Genomic DNA, 14,109 nt, shown 5'->3' on the forward strand with positions numbered 1-14,109 from the left:
CCTGATCGACTACAACGAGCACCGCCCCCACGACGCCCTCGGCGGCATGACGCCCGCCGAGTTCCGAAATCACCACGACGCCAGAAGCTCTACTTTCGAACTGTCTGCTTGACGGGGGAGGTTACGGCGTCGTTTTGTCAGGGTTCGTCATGCTGCTTGTGGTGACCGTATTCTCACCAGGAAGCGTCTTCGAAAAGGGTGCAGTGATTACAGCGATCACACTGATCGTCTGCACGTTGTATCAGCCGCTTAGCCTCTTCACATCCCGACCCATCTCCATCCGGACGCGAGTTGCAGCATATCTGCCGATGGAAACAGCGCCGATTAGCGCTACGGGCCGCATCACCCGACTGAGCAACCGCACATGGCCGTCAAGGAAGAGATGATGCCCAAATACCCCGAAGAGCTGGGTGAGCAGCCGGGTCGGATTCGCGAGCTGCTCGCGGCCCTGCCTCTTCTAGGCTTATCTCGTTCACCACAACGTGTGCCGATTGATGAAAGACAAATGGCTTGGGCACATGGGGCTGGATGCCGTAAAGGGACTCTCGGCCAGATTCGTCGAAAGTCCTAACTTCACGATCGCAGCACTGGCTTGGCCAGCGCCTCGAGCCTTTCGAAATCAACCAGATGAACGTCGCGCTGCTGAATTTCCACCAAGCCATCTGTCGAGAACCTCTTCAAGATCCGGCTCACGGTTTCCGGCGCGAGGCGAAGGTAGTTCGCGATGTCGGCCCGGGCCATCGTGAGGGTGTAGCGCCGCGGTGAGAACCCGCGGGCCGCATAGCGCCGCGACAGCAACACCATGAAGGCAGCGAGCCGCTCGTCGGCGCTGTGGTCGCCGGCCAGCAGTGAAGCTTTGCCGATGTCGAGGCTTAGCAGCCTGAAGAGCTGTTGCTGCAATCCCGGCATTCGGGTCGCCAGCAACGAGAGCTGTGGGAAGGAGAACCGGCAGAGGGTGACGGTGTCGAGTGCGACCGCGTTGCAGGGGTAGCGCTCGGAGTGGATCGCGCTCAGTCCGATCACTTCGCCGGGCAGGTAAAAACCTAGGACCTGCTCGTTGCCAGCAGCATCGATAATGAAGGTCTTGACCGTGCCGCCACGAACGGCAGCGATGGCATTGAACGCCTCGCCCTCGCGGAACAGGTAGTCGCCGGGTTTGTACGGACCGACGTGATCGACGAGCACGTGGAGATCGGCGAGGTCGGACTTCGCATAGCCCTGGGACAGGCAGGCCTGTGAGAAGGCACAGGTCGTGCAGAAGTGCACTGCATCGCCGTCGTCGGACGCCGCGGGGTTGAAGGCTTTGCGGAGTCCGGGGGAGGAAGCGGACATGGGTTTCAGCCGGAGGCGCGGATCTGCTGCGGAGCGCCTAGGTTAGCCCAGCTGTGGCGATCAAAGGCACTGGCGACGGCCCGGGCGGAAAGGCGGGCGATCGGATCGAGGCGGATTCGACCCGCCTCCCAGAACAGCGAACCTTCCTCGAACAACGGGGCGAGGGCGATGAGTGCGTCCGCAAAGGCCTCCTTGAAGTCGAGGCTGCACCGGGCTTCGAGTTCGTTCACCGCAATCTCGCCTTGGCACAGGATCCCCTGAAGGACAGACGCCCGGATGCGGTCGTCCGCATCCAGCTCGATGCCGTGGTCGATGGGACGCTGGCCCTGATCCAGCCGGGTTTCCCAGGTCGCAAGGTCCAGCGGATTCTGGGCATGGCACCCGCCCAGTTGCGAGATGGCCCCGACTCCGAAGCCGATCAGGTCAGTCGGACCATGCACGCCAAACCCCAGCGCATCGCGATACAGGCGCCCGCGCCGTTGTGCGAGCACGAGCGCGTCGTTGGGACGGGCGAAGACGTCCAGTCCCACGTGCAGGTAGCCGGCGTCCTTGAGCCGCTCTGCGGCGCAGAGCAGCATGCGGGCCTGGAGCGTCGTGGACGACACACCGTTCGTCGCGGTGGGGGCGACGTCGGCGTAAGCGGCGCAGTTTCGGAGCCCGACTCGCTCTGGACTGGCCTCGAGCACGATCGACAGCTTCGTCTCGAAGGCCTCGATCTCCTGGTGCGGCAGTCCGTAGGGCAGCTCGACCCGGAGATTTGCGAATCCAGCATCGCGCAACGCGTCGATGGTGGCCTGAAGTCGGGTGCCGCGCTGTTCGAGGGGGGTATCGGAACCGAGCAAGCTGCCCATGCCGATGCCAACGCGGTTGAAGCCGAGAGCCGACCAGTCGCGCAAGGGCGACACCGGCGTTCGACCCGGTTCGACCGTCATTGCGAGGTCGAGTCCGCCGACGTGCCTGAGGTGAAAATGCCGATCCAAACTGGAGAGCAGCTCCTCCATCTGCGTCGCGGACATCCACCGAGCCATCCCTGGGGCGAGGCTGACATGGACCACGTCGCGGTCCCGGTCGAACAGAGATCCGGTCAGCCCGATTTCCCGAACCAGTCGATGCCCATAGGCTTCGGCTCGCGATCCGTCGGCCGGTCGTGGTCCACTTTCGTTCCCGCAGAACGAGGATCGATAGCTGGCGGGAATGTCGAAGTGCAAGGCCAGCTGGGCAGGGATCGGATCACCGTTCGAATCGCGGACTGCGGCGCAGAAGCGCGCGTCGCTGAAAGGGCGGAATGATCTCGGCGGCGGGTAGAGCGCATAGCGACCGCCCCCCCGCCCGAGATTGCGGGCCAGGCGCTCGATGTCGGAGGGTGCGCCGAAGTCTGTCATCTCGCATTGCTCCGTAGGGGCGGGTCAGCCGCAACCGCAGCCGCCACAACAGCCGCCGCCCCCGGTGGCGAGAACCTTCATTCCGAGCCCCGATTGCTCAATGGCGTCCGCCAGCTGCTGGGCGTCGAACTGGCCCTTGACCAAGACCTCGCCGGACTGGTCATCCATGAAGACTTTCGCGTCGGGATCCATCTTGGCGAGGATGGAGCGGAAGGCTTCGAGCGCCTTGGCATCGGTGGCATTGGGAAGTTGCGCGAACATGGCTCCACCTGCTTGGGAGGGTCGGGAATGCAGTCTCCGCTTTGGGGGACATCAACCGCACTGATGCAGGTCAAGCCGGCGTCGGCGCGAGGCCCCTACACTGCCGATCAACTTCAACCCGCCCCACCCGCCCCGATGCAAACCTTCGATGACTTCCTCGTTGCCGCCGCCAGCCAGCCCGAGCCGCAGCGCCTGCTGCTGGTGTTCGCCCGCGCGGAGTGCCCGCCGGACGCCACGCCGGCAGAGCGGGCCGTGTTCGAGCGCGGGGAAGGCGGGGCGTTGGCGCCCGCAGTCTGCGTCGACAAGCTGCCCGGCGAGGTGGCGTCCTTCGACGCCCTGATGGCGGAATCGAAGGCCGCCATCGACGACTGGCGCATCCTGTTCGTCGCCGCGATGGAAGGCCGTGGTGGCCATGCGCCGAACAGCGACGAGGCCGTTCAGCCGATGCGGATGATGGTCGAGCAGATCAAGGGCGGGCGGATCGCGCGCTTCCTTGCGGTGGATCGCGAGGGGCGCCTGGTGAATCTGGCCAGAGCCTGAGCGGGGTCGACGTCGGCGCATCGCTAGCGTCCCACTGGTGGGCGCCGAGGTTCTCGCGCTGGGTCAGGGTCGACATCACCAAGGCCCGGGCGATGGCGTGCTGGCGGGTTTCGGCGACCAGCGAGGGCAGGGCGCGCAGCAGGTCGCCACGGCGTCGCAGCGGGCCAAGCACGGCCGACATCCGCTGGCGGAGCGTGGCCATCGCTTCGGCCTCGGCGGCGGGCGCGAAGCGTCGCGTCGTCGCCACCCGGGGGCGTGAGGTGGCGGTCCGCAGCGCAGTGGCCGCCCGACGGGCGTAGACCACGCCTTCGAGCAAGGAGTTGCTGGCCAGCCGGTTGGCGCCGTGGACGCCGTTCGCGGCGCACTCGCCGACGGCGAACAGGCCGGGCACCGACGTCGCGCCATCGAGGTCGGTGGCGACGCCGCCCATGTGGAAGTGCTGCGCGGCGCAGACGGGCAGTGGGTCGCCGACGTGAAGTCCATGCCGCGCGAGTTGCGCCACCGTCGAGGGGAAGGCGGCGGCCCAGCCGGGCGCGCAGGGCGTGGTGTCGAGCCAGGGGCCGTCGGCCTCTGCCACCGCGCGGGCCACGAGATCGCGGGGCGCCAGATCGGCGAGCGGATGCGCGGTCATCAGGCGGCGTCCGTGAACGTCGCGAAGCACCGCGCCGGCCCCCCGCAGGGCTTCGGTGATGAGCGTCCGTCGCCCGTCACCGAACGGGGCCGCCAGGGCGAGCGCGGTGGGATGGAACTGCACGAAGGGCAGGTCGCGCAGCCGGGCGCCGACCGCCTGCGCCACCGACACGCCGAGGCCTTGCAGGCTGGCGGGCCCGGTGCGGTTGGCGAACAGCCCGGCGATGCCGCCGCAGGCCAGCAGGACGGCGGCGCCGTCGAGGGCATGGCGCCCTCCCGTGGCGTCGAGCGCCAGCACGCCGCAGACGCGCCCGCTCGCGGTGACGCGGACGCCGTCGACGCGCAGGCCATCGAGCACCTTGATCGAGGGCGTGGCGCGAACCGCCCTCGCGAGGCCGCGGGCGATCGCGGCGCCCGTGGCATCGCCGTCGGCATGCAGGACCCGCGCGCGCCGGTGGCCGCCTTCGCGCGCGAACGCGAAGGCCTGATGGTGCTCCCGGTCGAAGGCGATGCCCCGGGCTTCCAGCCAGGCCACCGCATCCGCCGCGCCCGCCACCAGCGTCCGCACCGCCGCGCGATCGTTGCAGTGGCCGGCCAGCAAGGTGTCCTCGGCGTGCTCGGCGGGGCTGTCGCCCGCGTCGAGCGCGGCGGCCATCCCTCCCGCGGCCAGCGGCGTGGCGCCGCCTTCGCCGGGTGGCGCCTCGCAGACCAGCAGCACGGGGCGCGGCGCCAGCGCGAGGGCGGCACTCAGTCCGGCGATGCCGGCGCCGACGACGAGGATGGGCGGTTCGGGGCGCGGGCTCATCCGCGCGGTGCGGCGGGCACGTCGAGCATGCGCTCGAGCGCGAGGCGCGCCCGGTGGGCGACGGCCGGGTCGATCTCGACGCGTGGCGCCCTGTCGCGCAGGGCCGCATAGACCTTGGGCAGGTCGACGAGGCGCATGTGCGGGCACAGCTGGCAGGCCCCGACGAACGCGATCTCGGGGAATTCGGCGCGGAGGTTGTCGGCCATCGAGCACTCGGTGACCAGGGCGACACGCTCGGGCCGGTGGCGCCCGAGCCAGCCGGCCAGTGCGCTGGTGGAGCCGACGAAATCCGCTTCGGCACAGACATCGGCCGGGCACTCGGGATGGGCGATGATCTTGAGTCCGGTATCGTCCTGCTTCCAGCGGCGGAGATCCCGCGCGGAGAAGGCCTCGTGCACTTCGCAGGCACCCTGCCACGCGATCAATTCGACGGCGGTCGCCTTGGCGACTTCGGCGGCGAGGTGGCGGTCGGGCAGGAACAGCACGCGCGGTACGCCGAGCGATTCGACCACCTGCACGGCATTGCCCGAGGTGCAGCAGATGTCCGATTCGGCCTTCACCGCCGCCGAGGTGTTGACGTAGCTGACCACGGGCACGCCCGGATGGCGTTCGCGCAGGCGGCGCACGTCCTCGGCGGTGATCGAACTCGCCAGCGAGCACCCCGCCTCGGGGGCCGGCATCAGCACGGTCTTCTCGGGCGACAGCAGCTTGGCCGTTTCACCCATGAAGCCGACGCCGCACAGCACCAGCACCTCGGCGTCGGCCTCGCGGCCGGCGCGGGCCAGTGCCAGCGAGTCCCCGGTGACGTCGGCGACGCCGTGGAACACCAGCGGGTGCTGGTAGTTGTGGGCGAGGATCAGCGCGCCGCGCTGCGCCTTCAGCCGGCGGATCGCGTCGATCCACGGCAGGTGGAAATCGAGTTCCGTGCAGGCGGAGGCGCCGTCGAGGCGTTCGCGCAGCCAGGTGTAAGCCTCGGGCAGGCCGTCGTCCCAAGCGGGGACCAGCAGTTCGGATTCAAGCGGCATCGGACGCGTTCGGCTCAGCGGTGGGGAAACAGGAACGACGGCAGGGGCGGCCCGGCATGGCGGGCGAGGAGACCGCGGGCCACGCCTTGGCGGAACCCCGGCAGGTGCGTGGCCAGCCCCAGCAAACCCTTGCGCAGGGCCCGCGTCGGCAGGCGGTCGTCGGTGAACAGGTCGACGACGAGGCGCGTGGCGGCGTAGAGCGGACGCGTGGCCAGCCGATGCCCGAGCGCGTAGCGGGCCAGCACGCCGGGCGCGCCGGGATCGCGGCCGGCGCGATGCGCCGCGCTGACGCCTTCGGCCAGTCGCACCGCACTGGCCAGCCCGAAGTTGAAACCGTGCGCGGTGACCGGATGCATGCCGACGGCGGCGTCGCCGACGAGGGCGAAGCGCGGGCCGGTGAAGCGTTTCGCGTAGACGCCCACCAGCGGATAGGCGAAGGCGCGCGTGGCGACCTGCATCGCGCCCAGGCGGCGGTCGAAACGCAGGCCGAGCGCCTCGCCCTGCGCGGCGGGGTCGAGGGCCATGAAGGCCGCCGCGTCACGGGGCACGAGGGTCAGGACGGCCGAGCTGCGGTGCGGGTCGTGCAGCGGCAGCAGGGCCAGGGTCTGGCCATAGCGGAACCATTCCCAGGCCGTGGCGTCGTGCGCGCGCTCGTGGTGCACCTGCACGACGATCATCACCTTGCCGAAGTCGTGCTGGTCGGCGGCGATGCCCATCGCGCGCCGGCAGCTGGAAAAGCGATTGTCCGCGGCGATGGCGAGGCTCGCCTCGAACCGGCGCCCGTCCTCGAGCGTCGCGGCGATGCCGTCAGCGCCGGGATGCAGTCCAGTGACGCGGGCATTGCCGAGGATCTCGACGTGCCCGCTGCCGACGGCTTCGGCATGCGCCGCGCGGCGGATCGCGTGGTGCGGCACCAGCCAGCCGAGCGGCGTGGCCGTGGACGCCGGGGGGTCGAAGCGCAGGCCGTCGCGGTCGTCGCCATCGAGCACGAGCGCACGCGCCAGCGGGGCGATCTCCGTCTCGCGGAAATGCTGCCAGAGCCCGAGGCGTTCGAGCGAGGCGCGGCTGGCGTGGGTCAGGGCGATCTCGCGACCGTCGTCGGCGGGCTCGGCCAGCGCCGACGCATCGCCCTGCTCGAGCACGGTGGTGGACACGCCGGCCTCGGTGAGCGCGCGTGCCATGCACAGGCCGGAGGGGCCCGCGCCGATGATCAGGACGTCGTTCGGCATGTCGGCGGCTGCACGGGAGGGGCCGTCACAGTGGAACCCGGGGCTTCGCAAGGCCATGACGCAGGTCAAGACCCCCCGGGCTTGACCGGAATCAGGGCGGGGGGCGCAGGGGACCTGCACGCTGATGGCTCGTTCCGACCACCCGCGACATCGCCGAGGAGATCGCCCCATGAGCACCACCGTCCGCCTTGTTCCGCTCCACGACGGCCCTTTCCTGTTCGATGCCCGCGGCATCGCCAAGCGCTTCCGCCATGCCGCCATCTTTGGGGCGCTGGAGGCGCTGACGACCGGCGAGACCATGCGCTTCACCAACGACCACGATCCCCTGCCCTTGCTGCGGCAGATCGGCGAGCGCTATGGCGAGCGGGTGGGCATCGCCTACGTGCAGCGCGATCCCGGGGCGATCGTCATCGATTTCACGATCACGGCCTGAGCGACGCCATGGAACTCCGCATCGAACATCCCGGCGCGGCCATCGATCTGGATCGCGTGGTGGTCGGGCTGGAGGCCATCGATCCAGCGGTCATGGTGGATCGCGAAGTGCTCAGCGGCGCCTTGCGCATCGCCACGCTGATGACCACGACCGAACTCTTGGCGGCACTGCAGGGCGCCGGTCTCGCCCTGACCGAGGCCGACCTCGTCTACCTGCCGTCGGTCTGCTGCGGCGGCTGCGGGGGCTGAGGTTCGGTTGCTTCGCCGGCGGCGCGGCCCGCGAGGGCGAGCACCACGTCGAGCGCGGAGGCCAAGGTCGCTTCGCGCGCATCCCACTTCGCGAGCTCGGCAGCGACCCGCGCTTCGCGCGCCCTCCAGACTGCGTCGGGCCCCGCTTCGCCACTAGACTGACGCGCTGTTGCGAGAGCGATCCCGTGCATCGTCGTGTCGAACAGCGCGACGTGATCTGCTTCGGCATGTCGACGGCTGTCCAGTGTGCGCACTGCGGCCGCGAGCGCGAGCCTCTGCCGCCGCTGGGCGTGGTCGAGCCGCCGCGTGGCGAGTTCGCGCGCGGTATCGGCACGTTCGCGCGCGAGACGGCCGCGCCCCCAGGCCGGCGGGCTGACGCCGATGCGCAGTGCCGTGTCCATCGCGCCGGCCTCTAGGCCGAGGGCCGGCATCCAGGTGGCCCCTGCGTGGTCGCGCAGCAAGCTCTCCACGTCGGCGGCCTGCCGTTCGTTGCGGGCGAGTTGGATCGGCAGCGGTCCCGCGTCGGGCGCTGCGCCGCCGCCGGAAGCCGCGTCGTCGGGCCACGGCGAGAGGACGAGCGGCAGGTTGTCGGGCAGCGCCAGCGCCTGCGCGTCTGCGAGGCCGAGCCGTTCCGCAAGCGCGGCGCGTCGACGGCTGGCCGTGGCCTCGGCGCTCTCCACCTCGGCCGCGGCGCTGCGAACCGCGGCCTGGGCCTCGAGCACCGCGGTGGCGTCGTCTTCGCCAACGGACTGCCGCGCTTGCCGCCATCGGAGCCGGGCTTCGGCGATCCCGGCGCGCTCGCGGGCGAGGGCGAGACGCCGTTCCGCGACGATCGCGGCGTGCCACTCGCCGCGGCCGGCGACGAGCGCGTCGAGCGCCATCGCGGCGTACTCGATCCTCGCCCGCTCGCGGGCCACGTCGGCCTTCCGTGTGCGCAAATCGCGCGTTAGCAGCGCACGGATCGGCTGCAGCAGCATGCTCTCGAGGTCGAGACCACCCGGCACCAGCCGCCATTCCAGCATCGGTGCATCGGGACGGCGTTCGAGTTCGATGTCGAGATCGTCGAGCGCCAAGCGCAAGCGTGCTTCGACCAGCTCGGGCCCGCGGGTGAGCACGAGGGCGTCGACCGCATTGGCATCCAGCAGGGCCGCCTCCGCACGGGGGGCGATGACGAGGCTGGCCGGCGCGGCGTGTGCCGCGCCAATCGCGAAGAGAAGCCCAAGGGCGAACGTCGGAACACGGCCGTTCATGCGCTGGTCTCCTCGGGAGCGTGGCGCAGGCGCCAGTGCACCAGCAGGCGGTAGCCCGCCGGCAGCACCAGCAGGGAGAGCAGGGGTGCACTGAGCATGCCGCCCAGCATCGGTGCGGCAATGCGCTCGAGCGTGGCCGCGCCGACGCCGTCGCCAAACAGCATCGGTGTCAGGCCGGCGAACAGCGTGGTCACCGTCATCAGTTTCGGTCGCAGGCGGCGCAGGGCGCCTTCCACGAGCGCGGCATCGACCGCGGCGCGACGCACCGCCGCATTCGCACCGAGCGTGTCGCGTAGCGCAGCCTGCACGGCGCTGTGCAGGGTGATCAGCATCACCACGCCGAACTCCGCCGCCACGCCGGCGAGTGCGATGAAGCCGACGGCGACCGCCACCGAGGTGGCATGGCCGAGGGCCCAGACCAGCCAGAGACCGCCGACGGTGGCGAGCGGCAGCGTGAGCATCAGCAGCGCGGCTTCGCCGAACCGCCCGAAGGTGGCGTAGAGCAGGCCGAACACGACCAGCAGGGTCAGCGGCACGGCCAAGGCGAGGCGCTCGCTGGCGCGCTCCATCGAGGCGAAGTTGCCGGTCCACGCCCAGCTCAGTCCCCCCTCGCTGGATGGATGGGCGTGCAGCACCGATTCGGCACGTTCGATCCACGCACCGAGGTCGGGATCGTCGAGGTCGATGAAGACGTAAGCTGAGAGCCGCGCATCCTCGCTGAGGATCATGGCTGGGGCGTCCTCGACGACGATCTCGGCGAGGTCGCCGAGGCGGACCGTGGTGCCGGCCGGCGTGCGCAGCGGCAGCGCTTGGAGCGCCTCCGGGCTGTCGCGCCACTCCGCCTCCAGGCGCAACACCACCGGCACCCGCAGGCGGTCCTCGAAGGCCTCGATCACGGGCGCACCGCCGATGGCGTGGCCGATCCAGTTCTGCAGAGCGGCCATCGACAGCCCATGCTGCGCCAGCGCCGCCCGGTCGGGCACGATGCGCAGGCCGCGCGCCCGCGCGCCACGGTCGGCGAAGGCTGAGCGGGTGCCGGGAATGCCGGCGAGCAGCGTGGCGAGGCGTTCGGCTTCGCGGGTGACGTGGTCGAGGTCATCACCACTCACCCGCAGGCCGAGCGGCGTGCGCAGGCCGCTGGCCTGCATGGTGATGCGGTTGAGGATTGGCGGCACCCACGCCGGGACCAGGCCCGGCAACTCGGCTGCGGCGGCCAACTCGGCCTCCAGCGTCGCGCGGTCGAGTCCCGGCCGCCACGCCTCGCGCGGCTTGAGCCGAACCACGCTCTCGATCATCGCCAGCGGTGCCGGATCGGTGGCGGTGTCGGCGCGGCCGGCCTTACCGAAGACCTGCGCCACTTCGGGCACGCTGCGGATGGCTTGGTGCACGCGCTGCAGCAGAGCGGCGGCGTCCTGCGGCGGCAGCGAGGCGAGCGTGGTCGGCATGAACAGCAGGTCGCCTTCCTCCAGCGCGGGCATGAATTCGCTCGGCAGCTTCGCGAGTGGCCAGAGGGCTGTCGCGCAGGCCAGCGCCGCCACCATGAGGATGCGGCGCGGATGGGCCAGGGCGTAGCGCAACGCAGGGGCGTACAGGTGCTCGATGCGTCCGTCGCGGTGCGGCCGGAGGTGGCCGCGCACCCAGTAGCCGATCAGCACCGGCACGAGCGTCACGGCCAGCACAGCGGCGGCGACCATCGACCAGGTCTTGGTCCAGGCCAGCGGCGCGAACATGCGGCCCTCCTGGCCTTCGAGCATGAAGACCGGCAGGAAGGACAGCGCGGTGATGAGCAGCGAGAAGAACAGCGCGGGGCCGACCTCGCGGCAGGCCTCGCCGACCACGCGCCAATGCGTGGCGCCGATGGGGGGCGCTCCTTGCGCAGTGGCGTGGCGCGCGAGGTGCAGGTGCGCGTTCTCGACCATCACGATGGCGGCGTCCACCATCGCGCCGATCGCGATGGCGATGCCGCCCAACGACATGATGTTCGCCGACAGCCCTTGCCAGTGCAGGATCGCCAGCGCCACCAGCAGGCCGAGCGGCAGGCTGATCACGCTGACCAGGGCCGAGCGCGCGTGGCGCAGGTAGACGAGGCAGACCAGCGCGACCAGCGCCAGCTCCACCACCAGCTTGGTGCCCAGATGCCCGATGGCGCGATCGATCAGTTCGCTGCGGTCGTAGACGGTGACCAGTTCGACTCCTTCGGGCAGGGAGGGACGGAGTTGCTCGATGCGGGCCTGCGTGGCGGCGATCACCTCGCGGGCATTGCCGCCGTCGCGCATCACGACGATGCCACCCACCACCTCGCCTTCGCCATCGAGCTCGGCGATGCCGTTGCGGCTGGCGTTGGACTCCCGCAGTTCGGCGATGTCGCCGAGGGTGAGCGCGGTGTTGCCCGCGCGTACGTCGGTGGGGATGTCCGCGAGGTCGCCGAGGCGGCGCACCAGACCCTCGCCACGGATGGCGAGATCGGTGCCGCCGAGTTCGAGACGGCCGCCGCTGCGTTCGGCGTGGCTGGCCGTGACCGCGGCGATCAGCCCGTCGTACTCGAGGCCGTGATGCTGCAGGCGGAGCGGATCGATCACGGCCTCGAACTGCCGCACATGGCCACCGATGGCGGCCACTTCCGCGACCCCCGGAAGGCGCTGCAACTCATAGCGTAGCCAGCCATCCTGCAGCCGGCGCAGGTCGGCGAGGTCGTGGTTCCCGCTGCGGTCGAGCAGCGCGTACTGGTAGACCCAGCCGACGCCGGTGGCGTCCGGGCCCAGCTCGACCCGCGCGCCCTGCGGCAACTGGCCCTGCACCTGTGCGAGCTGTTCGAGCACGCGGCTGCGGGCCCAGTACGGGTCGGTGCCGTCCTCGAACAACACGTAGACGAAGACGTCGCCGTACATCGACCAGGCGCGCACGGCCCGCGCCCGCGGCACCGAGCGCAGCCGGCTGGTGAGGGCGTAGGTGAGCTGCTCCTCGACCACGGCGGGCGATTGGCCGGGCCAGCTCGCGCGCAGCACGACCTGCGGATCCGACAGGTCGGGAATGGCGTCGAGCGTCAGGCCGCGTACCGATATCAGCGAGCCCGCGGCCAGCAGCACGGCGGCGGCCAGCACCAAGCCACGATGCGCGAGGCAGTGGCGGATCAGGGCCTCAATCAAGGTCGTGGCCCGCGTGCGCGGTCGGCGCCTCGCTCCAGTCCGCCAGCAGGCCGTCGATCTCGGCTTCGGCGTCGATCAGGAAGGCCGAGCGTGTCACCACCGCATCGCCGGCCCCGACGCCCTCCAGGACCTCGACGCGCTGGCCATCGGTTGCGCCCACGCGCACCCGATGCAGCGTGAGCTGCCCTTCGGCATCCCGGACGACGAGGCGGTCGTTGCCGGCATGGCGCAGCACCGCGCTGCGCGGCACCAGCCACTGGGTGGCGCGCGGCGCAGCGGACAGTTCCACCGCCACGTAGCGACCGACGACGAGGCCTTCCGCGGCAGCGGGCAGTGGCGTGCGCCACGCCACGGTCTGCGTGTCGGCATCGACGCGTTCGCTGCGGGTCCACGGGCCATCGAGTGGCACCGTCTCCGTCCGTCCCGGCACCGTGAGACGGGCGGAAGCCACGATGCTGCCGAAGGCGTCCGCCGTCCCCACCGGCAGGCGGGCTTCGATCCAGTGGCGGTCACGGGGCTCGATGCGGAACAGGGTCTGTCCCGGCGCGATCGCCGCGCCCGTCGCGACCGTGATCGCCGCGACCACGCCGCTCTGCGGCGCGCGCAGGGGCACTCGGCGTCCTAGCTGGCCGTCGCGCAAGGCCTCGAGGTCACGCGGGGCCACGCCAAGACGCCGCAGCCGCTCCGCGCTGCCTGCCGCGAGGTCCGCATCGAGCGCCAACTCGGCGCGCACGCGTTCCACGTCGGGCAGGTACAGCTCGGCGAGTACCGTCCCGGCCTCGACCGCGATGCCGATCTGCCGGACGTGCAGGCGCTCTACCCAGCCGGCCGTCCGCGCCTGCACCTCCACGAGATCGCCGGGTAGTGCGATCACTTCGCCCGCCGCGCGCGCGCGGGGTTGCAACGCGCCGCGTTCCACCGGCGACAGCCGGACGCCAAGTCGCTGCAGGCGCCCGGCATCGATGGCCAAGGGCACGCGGGAGCTGGCGGCTATCGTCGGGGTCGCCGCCGGGCGCCGTTCCACAAGGTTCATGCCACAGAGCGGGCAGGTGCCCGGGGCGTCCTGCTGGATCTGCGGATGCATCGGGCACACGAACATCGTGCGGCCCTCCGTCGGCGCGACGGCCATTGGCGTGGCGATTGCGGCGTGATCCGGGGCAGCGCCGGCGGCATCGGAGGTCGAGCCATCGGTGGCGGGCGCGGTGACGGCATCGGGCACGCCACAGCCGGACAGCAGAAGGCCGGCGATCAGGCCGGTGCCAGCCCAGCGCCGGCGGGAGGAAGGAAAGCGGGAGGTCATGGTCGAGCCCTGCGTGCACATGGCGCCGGCCGTGGCGGAACGACGGTCGGCGAGGCCCGCGCCTCAGGCGCGGGACGGCGGCGGCAGGGTCGTGATCGGGGGCTTCAACAGCGGTGCGATGCGGCGCTCGGGTCGGGACGCCTCGGCGGGCGGCCGGGGGCGCGCTGCGGTCTTCTCGATGCGCGCCAGCTCCGTGGTATCGACGGGCACTGGCACACGGGCAGGCGCGGCGACATCGGGGCAATCGCAGGCGCCGTCGGTGCTCGCGTCGCAGGGGAGGCCCTCGTCGCAACAGTCATTGGCGGCGGGTGTTGCGTGGCCCGCGACACCATCGTCAGGCGCCGTCGCATCGGCCTCGTGCCGTGGACAGGGCGGCGCGGCCTGCGCGGACACTGGCGCTGCCTGGTGAAGCGGCATGGCGGGGACGCCGAGGCTGGCCGCGAGCATCGCGAGGACCGCCACCCACGCGCCGAACCGCCGCAGGAGGCCTGCGGCGGCGGATTGGTGGTGGCGATGCCCGCCGGCCAT

Annotated in this window: 13 protein-coding genes; 3 read left to right on the top strand and 10 right to left on the bottom strand. The window is 71.0% G+C overall.

What is annotated here, in order from left to right; translation table 11 throughout:
• Positions 1 to 573: 573 nt before the first annotated feature.
• Genes ACYVAK_RS10175 through ACYVAK_RS10185 form a run of 3 tightly spaced genes read right to left on the bottom strand, consistent with a single transcriptional unit; the run spans position 574 to position 2,975 of the window.
• Complete coding sequence (locus tag ACYVAK_RS10175; protein ID WP_461060574.1) at positions 574 to 1,332, bottom strand: helix-turn-helix domain-containing protein; 759 nt, start codon at positions 1,330 to 1,332, stop codon at positions 574 to 576.
• Between the two features lie 5 nt (positions 1,333 to 1,337).
• Entirely contained in the window at positions 1,338 to 2,714 is a 1,377-nt protein-coding gene (locus tag ACYVAK_RS10180) for an oxygen-independent coproporphyrinogen III oxidase (protein ID WP_461060576.1), read from the bottom strand.
• A 24-nt stretch (positions 2,715 to 2,738) separates the two neighbouring features.
• Positions 2,739 to 2,975 carry a hypothetical protein gene (locus ACYVAK_RS10185; protein ID WP_461060578.1) on the bottom strand — a complete coding sequence of 79 codons (237 nt, stop codon included), beginning with the start codon at positions 2,973 to 2,975 and terminating at the stop codon, positions 2,739 to 2,741.
• Between the two features lie 135 nt (positions 2,976 to 3,110).
• Here ACYVAK_RS10185 and ACYVAK_RS10190 point away from each other — a divergent pair, with 135 nt between their 5' ends.
• Positions 3,111 to 3,515, top strand: a complete 405-nt coding sequence (locus ACYVAK_RS10190; protein ID WP_461060580.1) for a ribonucleotide reductase subunit alpha — start codon at positions 3,111 to 3,113, stop codon at positions 3,513 to 3,515.
• On the opposite strand, the gene ACYVAK_RS10195 is transcribed toward ACYVAK_RS10190, so the two are convergent.
• Genes ACYVAK_RS10195 through ubiM form a run of 3 tightly spaced genes read right to left on the bottom strand, consistent with a single transcriptional unit; the run spans position 3,442 to position 7,204 of the window.
• Positions 3,442 to 4,950 carry an FAD-binding protein gene (locus tag ACYVAK_RS10195; RefSeq protein WP_461060582.1) on the bottom strand — a complete coding sequence of 503 codons (1,509 nt, stop codon included), beginning with the start codon at positions 4,948 to 4,950 and terminating at the stop codon, positions 3,442 to 3,444. The genes ACYVAK_RS10190 and ACYVAK_RS10195 overlap by 74 nt on opposite strands.
• The gene (nadA, locus tag ACYVAK_RS10200) at positions 4,947 to 5,975 is read right to left on the bottom strand and encodes a quinolinate synthase NadA (protein ID WP_461060584.1); all 1,029 of its coding nucleotides are present in this window, start codon (positions 5,973 to 5,975) and stop codon (positions 4,947 to 4,949) included. Before nadA ends, ACYVAK_RS10195 begins: the two co-directional genes overlap by 4 nt.
• 14 nt (positions 5,976 to 5,989) lie before the next feature.
• Positions 5,990 to 7,204, bottom strand: coding sequence for a 5-demethoxyubiquinol-8 5-hydroxylase UbiM (gene ubiM, locus ACYVAK_RS10205; protein WP_461060586.1), 1,215 nt, complete (start codon positions 7,202 to 7,204; stop codon positions 5,990 to 5,992).
• A gap of 169 nt (positions 7,205 to 7,373) precedes the next feature.
• Between ubiM and ACYVAK_RS10210 the strand changes: the two genes are divergently transcribed.
• Positions 7,374 to 7,637 carry a DUF2249 domain-containing protein gene (locus tag ACYVAK_RS10210; protein WP_461060588.1) on the top strand — a complete coding sequence of 88 codons (264 nt, stop codon included), beginning with the start codon at positions 7,374 to 7,376 and terminating at the stop codon, positions 7,635 to 7,637.
• 8 nt (positions 7,638 to 7,645) lie between these two features.
• Positions 7,646 to 7,885: a hypothetical protein gene (locus tag ACYVAK_RS10215; protein WP_461060590.1), complete on the top strand. Its 240-nt coding sequence runs from the start codon at positions 7,646 to 7,648 to the stop codon at positions 7,883 to 7,885.
• On the opposite strand, the gene ACYVAK_RS10220 is transcribed toward ACYVAK_RS10215, so the two are convergent.
• The 4 genes from ACYVAK_RS10220 to ACYVAK_RS10235 all read right to left on the bottom strand — a co-directional run bounded on the left by ACYVAK_RS10220 (position 7,846) and on the right by ACYVAK_RS10235 (position 14,109).
• Positions 7,846 to 9,135: a hypothetical protein gene (locus ACYVAK_RS10220; RefSeq protein ID WP_461060592.1), complete on the bottom strand. Its 1,290-nt coding sequence runs from the start codon at positions 9,133 to 9,135 to the stop codon at positions 7,846 to 7,848. The genes ACYVAK_RS10215 and ACYVAK_RS10220 overlap by 40 nt on opposite strands.
• A complete protein-coding gene (locus tag ACYVAK_RS10225) occupies positions 9,132 to 12,281 on the bottom strand; it encodes an efflux RND transporter permease subunit (RefSeq protein WP_461060594.1) in 3,150 nt (1,049 codons plus the stop codon). Before ACYVAK_RS10225 ends, ACYVAK_RS10220 begins: the two co-directional genes overlap by 4 nt.
• On the bottom strand, positions 12,274 to 13,581 hold the full coding sequence (locus ACYVAK_RS10230; RefSeq protein ID WP_461060596.1) for an efflux RND transporter periplasmic adaptor subunit: 1,308 nt from the start codon (positions 13,579 to 13,581) through the stop codon (positions 12,274 to 12,276). Before ACYVAK_RS10230 ends, ACYVAK_RS10225 begins: the two co-directional genes overlap by 8 nt.
• A gap of 63 nt (positions 13,582 to 13,644) precedes the next feature.
• A complete protein-coding gene (locus tag ACYVAK_RS10235; RefSeq protein ID WP_461060598.1) occupies positions 13,645 to 14,109 on the bottom strand; it encodes a hypothetical protein in 465 nt (154 codons plus the stop codon).

It is taken from the genome of Silanimonas algicola, from assembly GCF_054777375.1.

Bases quoted from the DNA above. Each gene is read 5' to 3' on its own strand.
- ACYVAK_RS10195 (WP_461060582.1), bottom strand. From the start codon at position 4,950: ATGAGCCCGCGCCCCGAACCGCCCATCCTCGTCGTCGGCGCCGGCATC.
- ACYVAK_RS10185 (WP_461060578.1), bottom strand. From the start codon at position 2,975: ATGTTCGCGCAACTTCCCAATGCCACCGATGCCAAGGCGCTCGAAGCC.
- ACYVAK_RS10215 (WP_461060590.1), top strand. From the start codon at position 7,646: ATGGAACTCCGCATCGAACATCCCGGCGCGGCCATCGATCTGGATCGC.
- ACYVAK_RS10220 (WP_461060592.1), bottom strand. From the start codon at position 9,135: ATGAACGGCCGTGTTCCGACGTTCGCCCTTGGGCTTCTCTTCGCGATT.
- nadA (WP_461060584.1), bottom strand. From the start codon at position 5,975: ATGCCGCTTGAATCCGAACTGCTGGTCCCCGCTTGGGACGACGGCCTG.
- ACYVAK_RS10230 (WP_461060596.1), bottom strand. From the start codon at position 13,581: ATGACCTCCCGCTTTCCTTCCTCCCGCCGGCGCTGGGCTGGCACCGGC.
- ACYVAK_RS10235 (WP_461060598.1), bottom strand. From the start codon at position 14,109: ATGGCCGGCGGGCATCGCCACCACCAATCCGCCGCCGCAGGCCTCCTG.
- ACYVAK_RS10210 (WP_461060588.1), top strand. From the start codon at position 7,374: ATGAGCACCACCGTCCGCCTTGTTCCGCTCCACGACGGCCCTTTCCTG.
- ACYVAK_RS10190 (WP_461060580.1), top strand. From the start codon at position 3,111: ATGCAAACCTTCGATGACTTCCTCGTTGCCGCCGCCAGCCAGCCCGAG.
- ACYVAK_RS10175 (WP_461060574.1), bottom strand. From the start codon at position 1,332: ATGTCCGCTTCCTCCCCCGGACTCCGCAAAGCCTTCAACCCCGCGGCG.
- ubiM (WP_461060586.1), bottom strand. From the start codon at position 7,204: ATGCCGAACGACGTCCTGATCATCGGCGCGGGCCCCTCCGGCCTGTGC.
- ACYVAK_RS10180 (WP_461060576.1), bottom strand. From the start codon at position 2,714: ATGACAGACTTCGGCGCACCCTCCGACATCGAGCGCCTGGCCCGCAAT.